This window comes from Undibacterium paludis (genome assembly GCF_022568815.1).
Taxonomy (GTDB): domain Bacteria; phylum Pseudomonadota; class Gammaproteobacteria; order Burkholderiales; family Burkholderiaceae_D; genus Undibacterium.
This window is the reverse complement of sequence record NZ_JAKZHX010000013.1, coordinates 178913-196871: the sequence shown is the minus strand read 5'-3', so window position 1 is coordinate 196871 and position 17959 is coordinate 178913. Positions and strand designations below refer to the sequence as shown.

Genomic DNA, 17959 nt, shown 5'->3' with positions numbered 1-17959 from the left:
ATCAACTTGACCAGTTGTTTGCCAAAATTCCGCCCCTTCAAGAGTCCGATAAATGCTTCAGGTGCACTGGCGATACCTTCAGCGATCGACTCTCTGAATTTCAACTTGCCTGTGGCAACCAGGCCACCAAGCTCTTTCAAGCCTTGTGGCCATAAATCCATATGCTCGGACACGATAAAGCCGCGCATGGTCAGGCGCATAGTCAGGAATACGCGGGCATTTTTGATACTCAACGCTTCACCGTTATAACCGGATATCAAACCACACAGGGCTACACGGCCAAAGGCATTCATACGTGCCAGGCTGGCATCAAAGATTTCACCACCGACATTTTCGAATACAGCATCAATACCGTCGGGGGTGGCTGCAGCCAGGTCTGCCGCCAGATTGCCGGTTTTGTAATCAATACAGGCATCAAAACCCAGTTCCTTGATTACATATGCACACTTTTCAGCTCCACCGGCGATACCAACCACACGACAACCCATCTGCTTACCCAGTTGACCAACCACGCTACCAACGGCCCCACTGGCAGCGGACACGACGATAGTCTCACCAGCTTTGGGTTGCATGATCTGTGTCAGGCCATACCAGGCCGTCAGTCCTGGCATGCCTACCGAGCCAAGATAGGCAGACAAGGGTATATGTGTCGTGTCGACTTTACGCAGCAGCATCCCATCGGACACCCCCATTTCTGACCAGCCCAGCATGCCAATGACTTTGTCACCGACACTGAATTTGGCATTCCGGCTTTGTACCACCTCGCCAACGGTACCACCTATCATGGTTTCATCAAGGGCTTGTGGCGCAGCATAGCTTTTTGCGTCTTCCATGCGACCTCGCATATACGGGTCCAGGGAGAGGAAGTGATTGCGTATCAATACTTCTCCGTCCTTCAGTACTGGCACAGGCAAAGTCTCCAGTCGGAAATTCTCGGCAACAACCTGCCCCTTGGGGCGAGAAGCCAAAACAATACGCTGATAATGTGTGCTCATGGTGGTAGTCATCAAGTTGCTCATTTCATTAAGTGATAGGCCAAAGCAGGTACGGTCAGCGACAGAATCACTGGCACCATTTGTGGCTAAGGGTTAAGAAGAGAATTTCACGATGACTTTTTCAGTCACCGGGTCAATATCAATGTACTGTCCGTGCATGCCGCTTGCTTCAAGAATTTTCGTCGTTACGGTTTCAATCACTGCCATAAAGTTTTTTCATATTCTCGCCAGATTTCAAACGTCGCAAATATTTGAAGGTGCCCATCGCCTTGGCAATCAGCTTGTCGCCATTCCAGACTTCGCCTTCACAAAAACACATGGTCGTGGACTGGTGAAAAGCTTTACCGCGCGCTTCCATGCGGCCGCCTGGCACACCGCCCGGCTGGAGAAAAGTGGTTTTCATTTCCACCGTCACAACACCTTTCAGGTCGCTGCTCAGGGAGCGTCCGGCCATGGCCATGACCACATCCAACATGGTCATGATGACGCCACCATGGGCAATCTGCCAGCTATTCATGTGACGTTCAGTCAAATCCAGCGCCAGCTTCGCCTGGCCATTTTCCATTTCCAGAAATTCGACACCAAGATCGTGCAGGAAAGGATTTAACACCTGGGTTGGTTGCGGGATAGGTAAAGTCATCAACATCCTCTTCACACTGCAGAGACGCCACCATCAACAGCCAGTGTCTGACCAGTAATATGCTTGCCCGCATCACTGGCAAACAGCATGGTGATGCCCTTTAGATCTTCATCATCACCTATACGTTGCAGCGGCGCTTCTTTTGACAGTTTTTCTTCGCCAAGCTGCTCAAGAATACCCTTGGTCATTTTGGAGGGGAAAAATCCAGGTGCAATTGCATTGACCGTAATGCCATATACGCCCCATTCACCCGCAAGCGTGCGGGTAAAATTAATGACGGCCGCCTTGGAAGTGTTATAGGCAATGGTTTGCATTGTACCCGGCGCGTTACCTGCCAGCCCGGCAATCGAGGCGATATTGATGATGCGACCATGCTTGCGCGGTATCATGGAGCGTTTGCCTACGGCCTGCGACATTAAAAAAATGCTGCGTATGTTGAGGTTCATCACCTTGTCCCAGGCATCGACAGGATAGTCTTCAGCCGGTGCGCCCCAGGTTGCGCCAGCATTGTTGATGAGGATATCGATATATCCGAGACGTGCCAGCGCTTCATCCACCAGGGGTATCACTGCGCTTTCTTTGGATAAGTCGGCTGCAATGGCGCTGGCGTCAATGCCGCGGCTTTTCAGATGCTCAACTGCCTCATCCAGATCAGCTTGCTTGCGAGAAGACAAAACCACCTTTGCCCCTTGCTCACCCAGTGCTTCTGCCATTTGCAAACCAAGGCCACGCGAACCACCGGTGATCAAGGCTGTCTTGCCACGCAGATCAAATAATTGTTGTACTGTGCGTGCTGTGTTGGTCATTTCCTGTCTCCATTTCTGTTTCTAATTTTTTTCCATATGGCGATGAAACATGTCCGACCGCAGGGATCAGATCTGTCCCGCTTTTTGTCTGCATTCTTCGTTAACTGTGTCGGGCGTTTGTGGCTCAGAACCAGGCATTTTTCATGTCTGCCGTCGTCATGTCTACATTCGACAGTAAGTCCAGTTGCGGGTGTACGCGTGGTAATTCCCAAAGGAAGAAGTATTTGCATGCCTGCAGCTTGCCAGCATAAAAGTCGGCATCATGATGCTCTTCTTTATGCAAACAGAGAATTGCCTGCTCCAGCCACATCCAGGCGACAACGGCATGACCGAATACTTCCAGGTAGGCAGATGCATTTGCCAGAGTTTTATTGACATCCCCGATAGCATGCAGTTGCTGGGTCACTTGCGCCAGCCTTTGCAATACACGTGCGAGTGACTTGGTATAGGCCAATAATTCAGGATGTGCAGAAGCACGGTGCAAGGTTTTATGCATGACTTCACCGAGCGCTTCCAGCGCTGCGCCCTCCTGCATCACCGCCTTGCGCCCCAACAAGTCCAGTCCCTGTATACCGTGTGTGCCTTCGTGAATGGGATTGAGGCGATTATCACGGTAAAACTGCTCTACGTTGTACTCACGGGTATAACCATAGCCGCCATGTACCTGTATTGCCAGGTTATTTGCCTCCAGACACCATTGTGACGGCCAGGATTTTGCTATCGGGGTCAGTATTTCCAGCATCTGCGCGGCATGGGTGCGGGCTTCCGGCGTTGGCGCAGTACGTTCTTCGTCAACCAGGCGGGCGCAGAACAGGTTCAATGCCAGGCCGCCTTCGACATAAGCCTTTTGCGCCAGCAACATGCGCTTGACATCTGTATGCTCGATAATCGGCAATTGCGGTGCTGACGGATCTTTATTCAAAGGCGCACGGCCTTGCGGGCGATTGCGCGCATAGTCCAGCGCATGCAGATAACCGGTATAGCCAAGCATGACGGCGCCAAGGCCCACGCCTATGCGCGCCTCATTCATCATGTGGAACATGTTAGCCATGCCGCGATGCAAAGTACCAACCAGGTAACCAATTGCACCAGCCTTGCCCTCCGGCTTGAATTTACCCTCGCCAAAATTAAGCAGGCAATTCGTCGTACCGCGATAGCCCATTTTATGATTGAGGCCAGCCAGCACGACATCATTCCGCTCACCAAGACTGCCGTCAGCATTGACCAGTTTCTTGGGTACAATGAAGAGTGAAATACCTTTGACACCGGGTATCAGCTTGCCATGCTCATCCGGCACCTTGGCCAATACCAGGTGGACGATGTTTTCAGACAACTCATGCTCACCGGCCGAAATCCACATTTTGTTGCCGGTCAGGCGATACGTGCCATCTTCTTGCGGTTCTGCCCGTGTGACGATGTCCGACAGGCTGGAACCCGCCTGTGGTTCGGACAGGCACATGGTGCCGAAGAAACGTCCTTCGAACATGGGCTTGACAAAAGTCTCGATCTGCTCGGGAGTACCGCATTTGAGCAGGGTATTCGCATTGCCTATGGTCAGGAAGGGATAAGACGCCGTACCGACATTGGCTGCCTTGAAGTAGGCGAAACCAGCTTTTTCAACGACGCAGGGCAATTGCATGCCGCCCACGTCAAAGTCTTGTCCTGCCGCCATCAGACCCGCTTCACAAAAGGCCTTCAATGCCGTTTTCACTTCCGGAATCATGTGCACCGTTTCGCCATCGAAATGCGGCTCGTGCTGGTCGTTCTTTTTATTATGAGTGGCAAACAGATCTGTCGCGATCTGTTCACAGGTATCAAGAGCCGCATTGAAGGTTTCGCGACTATGGTCGGCGAAGCGTGGTCTTTGATTCAGAGACTCGACATTGAGCCATTCATACAGCAAGAAGTCGAGATCACGGCGGGAAAGTAATTTAGATTGCATGACTTTATCTGGCGTAAAAAGATGAATCTCATTTTGCCCATGCTACATGACCACAGCACGGGCACCCAACATGCACCCTGCTTAAACCACTTCAAACAACCCTGCGGCACCCTGACCACCACCAATACACATGGTGACGACCACATATTTGGCGCCACGACGCTTGCCCTCTATCAAGGCATGGCCAGTCAGACGTGCACCAGATACACCGTAAGGATGACCGACTGCAATCGCCCCGCCATTGACATTAAGCTTATCCATAGGAATACCTAGCTTGTCAGCGCAATACAGCACCTGTACGGCGAAAGCTTCATTCAACTCCCACAAGCCTATGTCTTCCACTTTCAGGCCGGCTTTCTTCAATAATTTGGGGATGGCGAATACCGGCCCTATACCCATTTCATCCGGTTCACAACCGGCGATGGCAAAGCCACGGAAAATACCGAGAGGCTGCAAACCTTTGGCTTCGGCAAGCTTGCTATTCATCAGTATGGCAACCGACGCGCCGTCTGAGAACTGACTGGCATTACCTGCAGAAATCACGCCACCGGGGATCGCCGTACGGATTTTTGACACGCCTTCCAGCGTCGTGTCTGCACGTATACCTTCATCCGCAGAAATGGTCACTTCTTTTGAAATCAGCATGCCGGTCGCCTTGTCAGCAACACCCATGACGGTTGTCATTGGCACGATCTCGGCATCAAACAGACCGGCGGCTTGTGCGGCAGCAGCACGCAACTGACTTTGCACGCCATACTCGTCCTGACGCTCGCGCGGGATGTTGTAGCGCTTGGCAACAGTCTCGGCCGTCTGCAGCATGGGCCAGTAAACTTCCGGCTTATGCTGTTTGAGCCAGGGCTCAACGATCATATGGCTGTTGGCCTCATTCTGTACGCAAGAGATCGATTCCACGCCACCTGCCGCATAGATGTCACCTTCACCAGCGATAATGCGCTGCGCTGCCAGGGCAATGGTCTGCAGGCCTGACGAACAAAAACGGTTGACTGTCATGCCAGCCGTGGTCACAGGACAGCCGGCACGCAAAGCAATCTGACGGGCGATATTGCTGCCAGTCGCGCCCTCTGGCGTCGCACAACCCATGATCACATCTTCTACTTCACCTGCTTCGATGTTTGCACGATTGATGGCGGCATTAAGTACATGTCCGCCCATTGTCGCGCCATGGGTCATGTTGAAAGCGCCCTTCCAGGATTTGGCCAGGCCGGTACGTGCGGTGGATACGATAACTGCGTCAGACATGTAGATCTCCTATGAATGTAAGTATTTTACTGATCAGTGACTGCCAACCGGCATAGTCGGACATCGCCGTCATGTCGCCTGTCTGACTATTCTTTGCCACCTGCCGGGACTTGAAACCACCCTGCGCCACATGGGCCGCTTCCAGCTTGAAAACAAGAATATCACAATTTTAGTACGACCGTTCGTAAATTTATTTATCCGCATATCAATCCCAGTATAGGCAAATTTACATGCCACAAAATTACAAATCCGTAAGTTTCTGTAAGCTTCGAGCAAGTATCGCGTAAGTTTCACGTAGCAAACTAATACTGCGTAAAAATGTTGATGACGAATGCCAGTAATTTAAGGACATTGATTTTCAATAATTTTTTTAGCAACTTCAAATATACAAAACAGGAGACAAGCATGGCGACAGCACCAAAAGCGGCGTCACGGGATATGACGTCAGAGGAGCGCAAGGTAATTTTTGCATCCTCTCTGGGTACCGTCTTTGAATGGTATGACTTTTATTTGTACGGCACACTGACGGCTATCATTGGTAAGCAGTTCTTTACCAATCTGGATCCAACCTCGCAGGTTATTTTCTCTCTGCTCGCTTTTGCCGCTGGCTTTCTGGTCCGCCCATTCGGCGCGCTGGTTTTTGGTCGCCTGGGTGACATGATAGGACGGAAATATACTTTCCTTATCACCATCCTGATCATGGGTGGCTCTACCTTCACTGTCGGTATCCTGCCGACCTATAAGGCAATTGGTGTTGCCGCCCCGATTTTGCTGATCGCCCTGCGTATCCTGCAAGGCCTGGCTCTTGGTGGCGAATACGGCGGTGCGGCCACTTATGTTGCGGAGCATGCCCCTTCCGGTAAGCGTGGCGCCTATACGTCGTGGATACAAACAACGGCAACACTGGGACTTTTCCTGTCCCTGATCGTTATCCTCGGCACCAGGACAGCCATAGGCGAAGCAGAATTTGCTGAATGGGGATGGCGCATTCCATTCCTGGTCTCAGTCTTCCTGCTGGCTATTTCTGTATGGATACGTCTGTCCATGAATGAATCCCCTGCCTTCGCCAAAATGAAAGCTGAAGGCAAAACATCGAAAGCACCATTGACTGAATCTTTCGGCCAATGGAAAAACCTGAAGATTGTCATCCTGGCTCTGATAGGCTTGACCGCCGGCCAGGCCGTAGTCTGGTACACAGGTCAGTTCTATGCACTGTTCTTCCTTGAGAAGACGCTGAAAGTTGACGGCGCCACAGCAAACTTGCTGGTCGCCGCGTCATTGGTCATTGGTACCCCTTTCTTTGTCATCTTTGGCAGCTTGTCAGATCGCATCGGCAGAAAGCCTATCATCATGGCTGGTTGCCTGATAGCTGCCTGCACTTACTTCCCTTTGTTCAAGGCGTTGACTGCTGCTGCCAACCCTGATCTTGCTGCAGCCCAGGCAAAAAACAAGGTAATCATCACGGCCAACCAGGATGAATGCTCATTCCAGTTCAACCCTACCGGCACCTTGAAATTCACCAGCTCTTGCGATATCGCCAAACAGGTATTGGCAGCAAACTCGGTTAGCTATGAAGATCAGGCGGGCACTGGTACGGCCAAGATCAGCATTGGCGAAAAAATAATTGAGTCCTATGCATCCAAAGGCTTGCCAGCAGATGAAGCCAAGAAGAAAGATGCCGAATTCAAGAAATCCGTCACCGATGCCTTGAAGGCTGCCGGCTACCCTGCCAAGGCAGATCCTGAAAAAATCAACAAACTGCAGATCATCCTGATCCTGACGATCTTGGTAATCTATGTGACGATGGTCTATGGACCTGTGGCGGCGATGCTGGTTGAAATGTTCCCCACCCGGATCAGGTACACCTCCATGAGTTTGCCATACCATATCGGTAACGGCTGGTTTGGTGGCCTGCTGCCCGCAACCGGCGCTGCCATCGTGGCACAGACGGGCAATATGTATAACGGCTTGTGGTACCCGATCGTCATTGCCTTGATGACCTTTGTCATCGGCGTACTGTTTGTACGCGAAACCAAGGACAATGACATTTATGCCAATGATTGAAATGCTTGCCTAGTCTTATGAAAAACGCCCGTCTGGTACGGGCGTTTTTTCTGAACGTCAATTTAGTGCGTCTACTCAGCACTCAAACATGCTACATCTAAAATTGATATTGCATGGTAATGCTGGCCTTACCTTCTTCAAGCAGCAAACGCGCCCGACTCCCGACTGCCAGGCTGGCACGCTCACGTATATGGCCAAATGGCAGACCGGATATGATGGGAATATCAACAATGCTGCGTATATAAGCCAGCATGGCAGCAAAATCATAGCCATTGTCATGCACTGCCAATCTGTACCCGGAAAAATCACCGAGAACGATGGCCTTTTGTTTTGCCAATATACCGGCAAAATGTAATTGCAATAGCATGCGCTCTACCCTGTATGGGTGCTCACCTATATCTTCAAGGAATAGAATGCCATCTGAAACGTCAGCCCAGTACGGTGTAGCCAGTGCATGAGTGAGCATGGCCAGGTTGCCTCCCCACAATATGCCCTCGACATCCAGCTCGGAAACCGCATCAAGGCAAACAAATTCGACACGATGTGCCTGCGCCAGGCTCAGGCTGCTGCTGAACTGTCCCAGGGTATAGTCAGAAGGATTATCGCGTGTAAAATCATCACAGAGCATGGGGCCTGCCAGACTTGACCTGCCTCTGGCTAACAAGGCCAGATGCATCAGTGTGAAATCGCTGTAACCAACAAAACACTTGCCACTGCTCGCCAGATGATCAAAATCCAGATGTGGCATCAAACGCGACAAGCCATAACTGCCGCGCAAGGCCATGACGATTTGCACTTCAGGATTATCAGCAGCGGCATGAATCTGCCTGACTCTCTCCTGATCACTTGCACCAAAACGCTGGAATTTGCCTGCGGGTTCGTAATAGTTGTGCACCCTGAACCCTTGCTGCGCCAGCAAGTTCAGACCTCGTTCTATCAAAGCATCATCCAAAGGCGCACCGCTTGGTGCAACAATCGCTATACCCGCCTGATTCTGTTGTGTGGTCATATTGCCTGAAATTGTATAAAAGCTTCAGTCTCTTGATTCTGGTAAAACCTGGATGCCAGTCAGTTTTTTCTGTGTAGCCATCGCCCGCCTGTGGGCAAAAAACTCTTTTAGCAAACTGCTGCACTCTTCCGCCAGGATACCGGCAGTTATCTGCGTATGATGATTTAACTGTCCGTGTTCAAACACATTCAGCAATGAACCCGCCACGCCGGTCTTGGGGTCACTGGCAGCATAAATCACGCGGCTCAGTCGTGCATGCATCATGGCGCCGGCGCACATCATGCAGGGTTCCAGCGTAACATACAGTTCACAACCGGGCAGACGATAATTGCCAAGAACTTCGGCCGCAGCACGCAAGGCCATGATTTCTGCATGGGCAGTCGGATCATGCCTGCCTATGGGGCGGTTATAGCCGCTGGCGATAATGACCCCATCCTTGACCACGACGGCGCCAACCGGCACTTCGCCTTCATCCCAGGCCAGACGGGCTTGTTGAAGTGCGGCCTGCATGAAACCTGCATCACGCTGCTGCTGTTCGCTTCGCACTTCGGGATATTGCTCCACTGGCATTATCCGTCTATCTCAGCCCAGCAATTGGGTGTTTCGTAAAGAGTAACCTTGGTCAACTCCAGCGTACGGCCAAATCTGCCGTGATACACCACTTTCAGGATATCAAAGGCTATCTTTGCCAGGTTTTCTACCGTGGGAACACGGTCAATCACAACCGTTTTATGGCCAGGCAGCTTCTCCAGGAAATTTTTGATGATGTAATCCTTCTCATAAACAATGAAGGAGTGATCCCATAAATTGACCAGATGCTCATTGGCCAGCGTCTTGATATCGCCAAAGTCCATGATCATGCCATTATCCGACTCGCCATCTTTCTGGACAACGTCACCGGTCAGGGTAATCTGCAGGGTATAGCGGTGACCGTGCAAATTGCGACACTGGCTGCCGTGATCAGGAATACGATGACCTGCATCGAATTCCAGCTTTCTGGTAATCGTTAACATGAAGACTTAAGGAATCTGTAATAGTTTATGGGTTTGTATGCTCAGCTTCCATTGTGGATGCTGTTTGCAGAATTCAATTGCAAGACGCAAATTATGGTCTTTTAAAGGGCCGTCCATGGCCTGTACAAAATAATGTTCAAAATCAAGATTTGCATATGACGCCATATTCTGACCCAATTGCGGGATCACGACTTTCAACTCACTACCCTGGCGCACCACAAGTTCTGAACCCATTTTGGGGCTGACGCAAATCCAGTCCACCCCCGCTGGCACCGGCAAGGTACCATTGGTTTCAATGGCAATTTCAAAGCCGACTGCATGCATGGCATCGATCAGGGCTGCATCCAGCTGCAACAAGGGTTCACCCCCGGTAAACACCACATACTTACTGGCAGTATAGGATACTGGCCACAAAGCGTTGATGGTCGCTGCCAACTCTGCGGCCTGCTTGAACTTACCGCCGCCCTCGCCGTTTGTACCGACAAAATCGGTATCACAGAACTGACAAACCGCCGTCGCCCTGTCCTCTTCCCGCCCCGACCACAAATTGCAGCCAGAAAAACGGCAAAACACCGCCGGGCGCCCGGCATGATTGCCCTCGCCCTGTAGAGTATAAAAAATTTCTTTGACGCTATAAGTCACGTCTTATTCCCGCATGATTGTCAACAGCGACTTTGAAGGCTGCACAGGCAAGGCTTTTGACAAAGCCGCTCTCTTTTATACTGCATGAAAAATGCAATATATGAAATTTTATCGCGTTTTTGGGACGCAAAAAGGACACATGATACCACGGAGCAGCTTATTGGCCTTCTGACTTTGGCGCAGCGCTTTTGTAATCAGGCGAGGTTTTTGTATTTTATTGTTTAAAAAACATCACGCCCTTTAAGCAGAAATAGCCATGCCCAATAGTAATTGGGCAAAACAACGGGGCTTGTCTGGTTTCTTTATGTGATTACTGCTGACATGCCGCCAAATGCATGATGGCAGGCTTCGTACACGCAAGCATGAAACATGGCTTGGTTGGCTGTACTTTCACGAACAGACAAGTGTCTACTGTCCAAGCGGTGTTCGCATCCATTTAGGCGTGCCCTTAACTCTTTAACGTCGTATTTTTGCCCACCTACGCCTACGGTGCCAACAAAGAGGTTATCTGCACTTTCATTTGAATGAACCAGATAAAGCCCTTGAATAAAAAAGGCCCCGCTCCATGGTGTATTCTTACCTCTGGCTGGTTTTTTTATAATGCCACCGCCCACTTTAGGTCGGTCGCTGTCGCTTGCTTGATAAGACATCCACAAGGTGATTGCATTTTCCTTTGTAATTTCGCTGGGCGCTCTGTCAATCAGGGACTCAGCCGGTTTTTGAACAACCTCCTCCATAAATTTATCTTCAAATGAAAGTGCCTTGGGATTACACACGAAATCTCTATTCGTAATCGCAAATTGAATTGTCTGGTTAGGTAAGGATAGATCAACTAAAGGCCATCCAAGAAGGGCTGCCCCAGGCTGAAGTGGTCATGCCGCCTGTTTATTGTAACCAAAGCAGACGTTAGCGTTACCCTGAGCGCAACCTGTGAGACAGTGCAGAGTGAGTCACCTTGACTCAGCCTTATATTTACTTGGACTTGCGTTCCGAGGCTAAAATATTCGCGACTTCATTGGCAGTGTATTGCTTTGTACTGACAATTGCCGCACCGGCATTATTTCGCAAATCGAGCCGCGCACTTCCGTCTCCAGGGCGGGTAACTGTGATGTTTGAACCATCCTTTGCTGCTATAACATGAGGAACAGCAAGTCCTTGCTGATCGACATCGGTTAATTCAAGATTAAATTCGGTCGTCACGATTTTAACTGCGCCGGGAGTTTGATTCGAAGTACGCGAATAGGTATTTGTGACCCCATTTCCGAGATAGGTATAGGAGAAATTATCCAAGCCGCGAGGCCCACTAAGGTAGTTGCCGTCTAATTCCTGATCCTGCGTATCATCAGCCATGCGGTATTTCAGCTTTTGAAAAATCAAACTGTTTTGGAACATAATCCCAATGGTGTCACTATCGAACATGCCAGAAAAGATAATGCCCTTTGAGGTCACACATTGATCAAACTCGAATTGAAAGGAGGCATAATTTTTGATTGTGCCGCCGTTTGGACAAGCTTTCGTTGCCCGTGTCGACCAGTCCGCAAGTAAACGAAAATCAATAAGCAACTGCATTTCCTTCACCGTGCGATATTGCTCCAGCAGGTAAGTTGCAAAAACCCGATCGATATTACTGGAATTCAGTTCCTTTATGATCACCGGCTCAATAGGCGCGCTACCCTGGCCACCTCCACAAGAAGCGAATGTGCAGCAAATGAGGATTGACAAGCTGAATTTACGAAATAAGGCCATATGATTATGTGTAAAGTTAAAAAGCACATGTATTTAAGATACCGCAAGGTCGACGCAAACTGCCCGGGAGTATTGCGCTAGCTTGTCAGAGACTTGTACTTACTACGACCATGCGCCTGATTTGTACATTTTCACGCAAGTCCTACATAACATATAAATTATATCAAAATATTATCACTTGCAAAAACATTAACCACAATTTCGATACTGAATATCGTTAAACAAAAAACGCAAAAAGCCCGCAATAACGCGGGCTTCCGGCGTGTTTCGCGCTTTCAGTTGCCTGACGTTGCCAGACCTGAAATCATTCCCACTCAATCGTCGCAGGCAGTTTGCCTGAGATGTCATACACGACGCGGTTGATGCCATGCACTCATAATTACGAATGAGAATCAATTGCATTCTAACGCATAGGAGGGTGTTGGTGCAATGTTGGGAAATTAACGAGATATGTTGATATCAAATCTATTAAAAATTTCACCACATTTTGACTGTTAGCCTTAAAATCTCAACCAGACGTCCACCCGTCAAACGCGACGAACGTATCGTTGAGTCCGTCGAATTTTTTGTCGCCATTTTTTTGAAGGAGTAAAAATCAATGTCTGATCCAATTACGATTGCCGCGATTACGGCGGCTGTGTCTGTACTAGGCAACGAATACATAAAGGGGGTTGCGAGTGAAGCAGGTAAAACAACGTGGCAGGGAATCAAATCCTTGTTTGGCTGGTCGTCAGATCCTGCGCCATCAGAAGTTGCTACGCAAGTCGCGACTAAATTGACAGCAAGCCCGGAATTACTACAGCAAGTATTGGAACTGCTACAGAAAGACAAGGAAACCGGCGCTGCCGCTTCTATGGTCGGCACCATCAATGCAGCCAAGGTGGTAGTCGCCAACACAATCGTCACCCAACATTTTCAGATGTAGGGAAAAAAGGGGTCGCATGTCAAAAAATGAAAGCAAAATCGTTGAAACGCTAACCACAAACAGCGCAGTCGTTGCACAAAACTTCCATGTGCATGGAAACATGAATGCTGGTGACCAGCCTACACTGTCTCTTACTCCCAATCAGCCAAACGCTAACTGGGAAGCTGACAGCATTTCGCGCTTTCATTTTTCAGCACGTGCCACGAAATTATTTGGGCGAGATGACGAATTACGACAACTAAAAGAATTTTGCAACACGGACTCAAAATTTCTTTGGTGGGGCATTATAGGAAAAGGCGGCACCGGCAAGAGTCGCCTGGCGCTGGAACTGGCGCATGCGCTGGATGTCCCTCAAAAAAACTGGAACTGGATGTTTCTCGGCCACGGTAGCACCTTAACTTCCAATCTTGCATGCCTTGCCAGCGACTGGACACCAGAGCAGCCAACCCTGCTGGTGGTCGATTATGTGGCGGGCGTAGCCGATCAACTGAAAGAAGCGCTCAATACCTGTGCGAAAAAAGCGACCAAATGGAAGTACCCTGTTCGCCTCTTGTTCCTGGAACGGACTACCGAAGGTGGCTGGCACGAACGGCTTTTAAGCGCTTTATCAAATGAAGACAAAAACCGTATTACGGAGACCAAACATTCAAACAATTATCTCGCACTGGAACAATTTTCATTAGATGAAGCATATCAATTGGTTGAGGCATTGTTGCTACGCTATAGCAAGAATCAACAGCAAATATCCGGGCAACCAATCAAGGATTTGCTGAACAAACTTGACATCGAGCACCGCCCCCTGTTTGCACTATTTTTGGCCGATGCGATCGCCGCCGGTAAAGTGGATGGTGATATTAACTGGGATACGGATGCGCTACTTATGCAAGTACTAACCCGTGAGCTGGAACGATGGAAAGAACTAGGGGTCACCGACGACGATCGGAAGCTTCTGCGCTTTACAACGCTTGCAGGCACGCTTGATCTAAACGCTTCAGATCTGAATATTTCGCCCACAGACTATATCGGCGCTTTACTGGAAGCCGTTGGCTGCGCCAAACTTGACAGCCAATTTAACCAGCGCTGGGCTACGATTCTACATGGCGAAAGTGCAGAAACATGTATACCGCGATTGGAGCCAGATCTGCTAGGTGAACTATTTGTACTTTCCGAATGGACAGCTCCAAGCAACCTACTGCAATGGAATACGGGGGACTGGAAACCTGAGTTGCAAGCCTGCTGGAAAATGAACGGCGGCCGCGGTTTGATTGAATTTTTGATGCGTGCTATTCAGGACTTTCCGAAACATCCTAAATTAAAATCTTTAATTCAGTCGGTAGAATTGACACGTCCAAACCAGGCGGAATCGAATTTCCTGATAGGAATACTGTATGCAAATCTGGCATTTGTATGGATGGAGAAAAGCGAGTTAGTTTTCGCAAATGAATGCTATAAAAAGTTGGTTACTATCGCAGCAATGGAGCCGAAGTCTGGGGAAATTGCACTTCTACAGGCCATGACAGCAGTTAACATGAGCCACTATTACGGCACTGCTGGTGATACCACACAAGCGCGGGCAATGTACGAAGCGATCGTAGCGATCGAGCCCAAGTCCCAGGAAATCGCTCTTCAGCAAGCCATGGCAGCAGTCAACCTGTGTATAGATTACGGCAATGCTGGCGATACCACACAAGCGCGGGCAATGTACGAAGCGATCGTAGCGATCGAGCCCAAGTCCCAGGAAATCGATCTTCGGCAGGCCAAGGCGGCATTCAACCTGTGCACCATTTACGGCAATGCTGGCGATACCATACAAGCGCGGGCAATGTACGAAGCGATCGTAGCGATCGAGCCCAAGTCCCAGGAAATCGCTCTTCAGCAAGCCATGGCAGCAGTCAACCTGTGCACCATTTACGGCAATGCTGGCGATACCACACAAGCGCGGGCAATGTACGAAGCGATCGTAGCGATCGAGCCCAAGTCCCAGGAAATCGCTCTTCAGCAAGCCATGGCGGCATTCAACCTGTATATAGATTACGGCAAAGCTGGCGATACTACACAAGCGCGGGCAATGTACGAAGCGATCGTAGCGATCGAGCCCAAGTCCGAAGAAATTACCAGCATCCAGACAGAGTTAGCACAACTTTTGGGGTTCATTAAATAATCACAAAATTACAAAAAGCCCGCAATGACGCGGGCTTCCGAGGTGTTTCGTGCTGTCAGTTGCCTGATACTGCCAGACCTAAAATCACTCCCACTCAATCGTCGCAGGCGGCTTGCCTGAGATGTCGTACACGACGCGGTTGATGCCGCGTACTTCGTTGATGATGCGGTTGGATACTTTGCCCAGCAGCTCATGCGGCAGGTGTGCCCAGTGGGCTGTCATGAAGTCCTGGGTTTGTACGGCGCGCAGGGCGACAACGTATTCGTAGGTACGGCCATCGCCCATCACGCCGACGGATTTGACTGGCAAAAATACGGCAAAGGCCTGGCTGGTGGCGTCGTACCAGCTTTGCGGTTTTTCTGCATGCGGATCAACGTAATTGCTACGCAGTTCTTCGATGAAGATGGCATCGGCACGGCGCAGCAGGTCGGCAAATTCCTTCTTCACTTCACCCAGGATGCGTACGCCGAGGCCAGGGCCAGGGAAAGGATGGCGGTACACCATGCTGTGTGGCAGGCCAAGGGCAACGCCCAGTTTGCGTACTTCGTCCTTGAACAATTCGCGCAGGGGCTCGAGCAGTTTCAGGTTCAGGGTATCTGGCAAGCCGCCGACGTTGTGGTGACTCTTGATGGTGTGTGAGCCTTTTTTGCCTTTGCCGGCACTTTCGATGACGTCAGGGTAAATCGTGCCCTGCGCCAGCCATTTGGCATTACTCAACTTACCGGATTCTACCTGGAAGACTTCGACAAATTCGCGGCCTATGATCTTGCGCTTGGCTTCTGGGTCAGTCACACCGGCAAGGTGGCCCATGAATTGGGCAGTTGCGTCAACGTGGATGACTTTGACACCCAGGTTGTTGGCAAACATTTCCATGACCATCTTGCCTTCATCCAGACGCAGCAGGCCATGATCAACGAATACGCAAGTCAGTTTGTCGCCAATCGCACGGTGTATCAATGCGGCAGCAACGCTGCTATCGACACCACCAGACAGGCCAAGGATGACTTCATCATCACCCACCTGGGCGCGTATCGATGCGACTGCTTCGGCGATGTAATCAGGCATGTTCCAGTCGGATTTGCAGCCGCAGATTTCATGTACGAAGCGGCCAAGTATGGCTTCGCCTTGCAGGGTGTGCGTAACTTCGGGATGGAACTGTACGGCGTAAAAACGACGGTCTTCATCAGCCATTGCCGCAATCGGGCAATTATCTGTGGATGCCATCAGCTTGAAGCCTGGCGGCATGTCATTGACCTTGTCGCCATGGCTCATCCAAACCTTGAGCATGCCGTGGCCTTCAGGTGTGACAAAATCATTGATGTCTTTGAGCAGGGCTGTATGGCCACGGGCGCGGACTTCGGCGTAACCGAATTCACGTACATGACCGTTTTCAACCTTGCCCCCCAACTGTTCAGCCATGGTTTGCATGCCATAGCAAATACCCAGAACCGGCACACCAGCCTCGAATACAGCCATCGGCGCACGGGGGGTATCACCTTCAGTCACGCTGCTGGGGCCACCAGATAAAATAATCCCGGCGGCACCATAACTCTTGATGAATTCGTCACTGACATCGTAAGGATGAACTTCAGAAAAAACACCTGCGTCACGAACACGGCGTGCGATCAATTGCGTGACTTGGGAACCAAAATCGAGGATAAGAATTTTTGAATGCATAAATCAAATTATCAGGTCAGGTTGCGCAGGCGTGGCCTGAACAACACAATTGTTTCCTGCATTTCTGGCTGAAAGCAGGGCTTTTTCTGCAAGGCTAATTAATATTTCAGGCTCCGCATCAGGGAAAATATCCGTTGATGCCGCTCCGGCACTGATGGTCAGCGCAACACCACGGTCATCAATGACTTCAGGATGCATCATGATGGAAGCGCGAACGCGCTCACCAACAGCAGTACAAACCAGATGTGATGCGCCAGGCAACACCACCAGCAAGAGATCAGTCCCGAAACGCCCCAATGCATCAAACGGGCGCACGCAGGAACGTATGCGGCTGACAGTCTTTACCAGGACCATATCGGTAATCGCAATACCATGCAATTCGCGCAGATGCTCCATCTGATCGACGCTGGCAATCAGCAGTGCCAAAGGCTTTGACGCCTTGGCGCAACGCTCCATCTCCAGCTTCAGGGAGCGGATGATAGCTGGTTTATTCCAGGTGCCCAACAAAGGGTCAATCAGGGAATCACGCTTAAGATTGCGGTTTTGCTTGATAACTTCCAGATGGATTTGATACAGGTTGCCAAAAGCCATCTCACGCTCAGCCATGGAAGCCAGGTCAGAAAATGACTGCCGTTCTTCATCACTAAGTTCACGCGGCTGATAATCAAGCAATACCAGGCTGCCTATTAGTTGACTGCTCTGATCAAAGACAGGATGAGATGCAAAAAACCGTATATGTGGCTCCCCTGCCACCAAAGCATGCTGACTCAAGGTCTCATGCTCAAGCAAATCGGGGACCACGAACAAATCATCCGATAACGGGATGCTGTCACTGAACGTGGCTTCCATATTGGTGATGGAGTGCACCATGTTCTCGAACCTGGGACTAAGCTTACCCAGGCTGAGAAAACAATTTGCCACACCAAACAGATTGATACCCATGCGCTCGAAGCGGCCTATGCGAATTTCCAGTTTTTCTGAAACCAGGCGTTCAAATCCTGAACTGACAGGTGCAGTCGTGGTTGGATTGGAACGGTCTAGATTAGTTGACATACCACTCTCTCCGGACATTCTCTAGG

At 50.2% G+C, this 17959-nt stretch carries 16 protein-coding genes and 1 pseudogene; 3 read left to right on the top strand and 14 right to left on the bottom strand.

Going from position 1 to position 17959, the window contains the following annotated elements:
• From LZ463_RS22025 to LZ463_RS22005, 5 genes are all read right to left on the bottom strand, one after another.
• Window positions 1-995, bottom strand: a 995-nt coding sequence (locus LZ463_RS22025) for an NADP-dependent oxidoreductase (protein WP_241458448.1), incomplete at its 3' end; no start/stop codon positions are given.
• Between the two features lie 193 nt (window positions 996-1188).
• Entirely contained in the window at window positions 1189-1635 is a 447-nt protein-coding gene (locus tag LZ463_RS22020; protein ID WP_241458435.1) for a PaaI family thioesterase, read from the bottom strand.
• Between the two features lie 11 nt (window positions 1636-1646).
• On the bottom strand, window positions 1647-2441 hold the full coding sequence (locus LZ463_RS22015) for an SDR family oxidoreductase (RefSeq protein ID WP_241458434.1): 795 nt from the start codon (window positions 2439-2441) through the stop codon (window positions 1647-1649).
• Between the two features lie 124 nt (window positions 2442-2565).
• Window positions 2566-4383, bottom strand: coding sequence for an acyl-CoA dehydrogenase (locus LZ463_RS22010; RefSeq protein ID WP_241458433.1), 1818 nt, complete (start codon window positions 4381-4383; stop codon window positions 2566-2568).
• An 81-nt stretch (window positions 4384-4464) separates the two neighbouring features.
• Window positions 4465-5643 carry an acetyl-CoA C-acyltransferase gene (locus LZ463_RS22005; protein WP_241458432.1) on the bottom strand — a complete coding sequence of 393 codons (1179 nt, stop codon included), beginning with the start codon at window positions 5641-5643 and terminating at the stop codon, window positions 4465-4467.
• Window positions 5644-6048: 405 nt separating this feature from the next.
• Between LZ463_RS22005 and LZ463_RS22000 the strand changes: the two genes are divergently transcribed.
• Entirely contained in the window at window positions 6049-7707 is a 1659-nt protein-coding gene (locus tag LZ463_RS22000) for an MFS transporter (protein ID WP_241458431.1), read from the top strand.
• Window positions 7708-7804: 97 nt separating this feature from the next.
• Here the strand turns inward: LZ463_RS22000 and LZ463_RS21995 are convergent, their stop codons facing one another.
• The 7 genes and pseudogenes from LZ463_RS21995 to LZ463_RS29305 all read right to left on the bottom strand — a co-directional run.
• Window positions 7805-8716 (bottom strand): LD-carboxypeptidase, encoded by a 912-nt coding sequence (locus LZ463_RS21995; protein ID WP_241458430.1) that lies wholly within the window; start codon window positions 8714-8716, stop codon window positions 7805-7807.
• A 24-nt stretch (window positions 8717-8740) separates the two neighbouring features.
• A complete protein-coding gene (gene tadA / locus LZ463_RS21990; RefSeq protein WP_241458429.1) occupies window positions 8741-9286 on the bottom strand; it encodes a tRNA adenosine(34) deaminase TadA in 546 nt (181 codons plus the stop codon).
• Window positions 9286-9729 carry a 6-carboxytetrahydropterin synthase QueD gene (queD, locus tag LZ463_RS21985; protein WP_241458428.1) on the bottom strand — a complete coding sequence of 148 codons (444 nt, stop codon included), beginning with the start codon at window positions 9727-9729 and terminating at the stop codon, window positions 9286-9288. Before queD ends, tadA begins: the two co-directional genes overlap by 1 nt.
• 6 nt (window positions 9730-9735) lie before the next feature.
• Window positions 9736-10371, bottom strand: coding sequence for a 7-carboxy-7-deazaguanine synthase (gene queE / locus LZ463_RS21980; protein WP_241458427.1), 636 nt, complete (start codon window positions 10369-10371; stop codon window positions 9736-9738).
• A gap of 302 nt (window positions 10372-10673) precedes the next feature.
• On the bottom strand, window positions 10674-11147 hold the full coding sequence (locus LZ463_RS21975) for a hypothetical protein (RefSeq protein ID WP_241458426.1): 474 nt from the start codon (window positions 11145-11147) through the stop codon (window positions 10674-10676).
• Window positions 11148-11343: 196 nt separating this feature from the next.
• Entirely contained in the window at window positions 11344-12117 is a 774-nt protein-coding gene (locus tag LZ463_RS21970; RefSeq protein ID WP_241458425.1) for a hypothetical protein, read from the bottom strand.
• Window positions 12118-12421: 304 nt separating this feature from the next.
• Window positions 12422-12490: pseudogene (locus LZ463_RS29305) on the bottom strand (GMP synthase (glutamine-hydrolyzing)); the annotation flags it as partial.
• A gap of 225 nt (window positions 12491-12715) precedes the next feature.
• Between LZ463_RS29305 and LZ463_RS21965 the strand changes: the two are divergent.
• On the top strand, window positions 12716-13042 hold the full coding sequence (locus LZ463_RS21965) for a hypothetical protein (protein WP_241458424.1): 327 nt from the start codon (window positions 12716-12718) through the stop codon (window positions 13040-13042).
• A 16-nt stretch (window positions 13043-13058) separates the two neighbouring features.
• Window positions 13059-15203 (top strand): tetratricopeptide repeat protein, encoded by a 2145-nt coding sequence (locus LZ463_RS21960; RefSeq protein ID WP_241458423.1) that lies wholly within the window; start codon window positions 13059-13061, stop codon window positions 15201-15203.
• Window positions 15204-15287: 84 nt separating this feature from the next.
• Here the strand turns inward: LZ463_RS21960 and guaA are convergent, their stop codons facing one another.
• Window positions 15288-16880, bottom strand: a complete 1593-nt coding sequence (gene guaA / locus LZ463_RS21955; RefSeq protein ID WP_241458422.1) for a glutamine-hydrolyzing GMP synthase — start codon at window positions 16878-16880, stop codon at window positions 15288-15290.
• A 3-nt stretch (window positions 16881-16883) separates the two neighbouring features.
• Complete coding sequence (locus LZ463_RS21950; protein WP_241458421.1) at window positions 16884-17933, bottom strand: GGDEF domain-containing protein; 1050 nt, start codon at window positions 17931-17933, stop codon at window positions 16884-16886.
• Between the last annotated feature and the right edge of the window lie 26 nt (window positions 17934-17959).

Bases quoted from the DNA above. Each gene is read 5' to 3' on its own strand.
- LZ463_RS22020 (WP_241458435.1), bottom strand. From the start codon at position 1,635: ATGACTTTACCTATCCCGCAACCAACCCAGGTGTTAAATCCTTTCCTG.
- LZ463_RS22015 (WP_241458434.1), bottom strand. From the start codon at position 2,441: ATGACCAACACAGCACGCACAGTACAACAATTATTTGATCTGCGTGGC.
- LZ463_RS22010 (WP_241458433.1), bottom strand. From the start codon at position 4,383: ATGCAATCTAAATTACTTTCCCGCCGTGATCTCGACTTCTTGCTGTAT.
- LZ463_RS22005 (WP_241458432.1), bottom strand. From the start codon at position 5,643: ATGTCTGACGCAGTTATCGTATCCACCGCACGTACCGGCCTGGCCAAA.
- LZ463_RS22000 (WP_241458431.1), top strand. From the start codon at position 6,049: ATGGCGACAGCACCAAAAGCGGCGTCACGGGATATGACGTCAGAGGAG.
- LZ463_RS21995 (WP_241458430.1), bottom strand. From the start codon at position 8,716: ATGACCACACAACAGAATCAGGCGGGTATAGCGATTGTTGCACCAAGC.
- tadA (WP_241458429.1), bottom strand. From the start codon at position 9,286: ATGCCAGTGGAGCAATATCCCGAAGTGCGAAGCGAACAGCAGCAGCGT.
- queD (WP_241458428.1), bottom strand. From the start codon at position 9,729: ATGTTAACGATTACCAGAAAGCTGGAATTCGATGCAGGTCATCGTATT.
- LZ463_RS21970 (WP_241458425.1), bottom strand. From the start codon at position 12,117: ATGGCCTTATTTCGTAAATTCAGCTTGTCAATCCTCATTTGCTGCACA.
- LZ463_RS21965 (WP_241458424.1), top strand. From the start codon at position 12,716: ATGTCTGATCCAATTACGATTGCCGCGATTACGGCGGCTGTGTCTGTA.
- LZ463_RS21960 (WP_241458423.1), top strand. From the start codon at position 13,059: ATGTCAAAAAATGAAAGCAAAATCGTTGAAACGCTAACCACAAACAGC.
- guaA (WP_241458422.1), bottom strand. From the start codon at position 16,880: ATGCATTCAAAAATTCTTATCCTCGATTTTGGTTCCCAAGTCACGCAA.
- LZ463_RS21950 (WP_241458421.1), bottom strand. From the start codon at position 17,933: ATGTCAACTAATCTAGACCGTTCCAATCCAACCACGACTGCACCTGTC.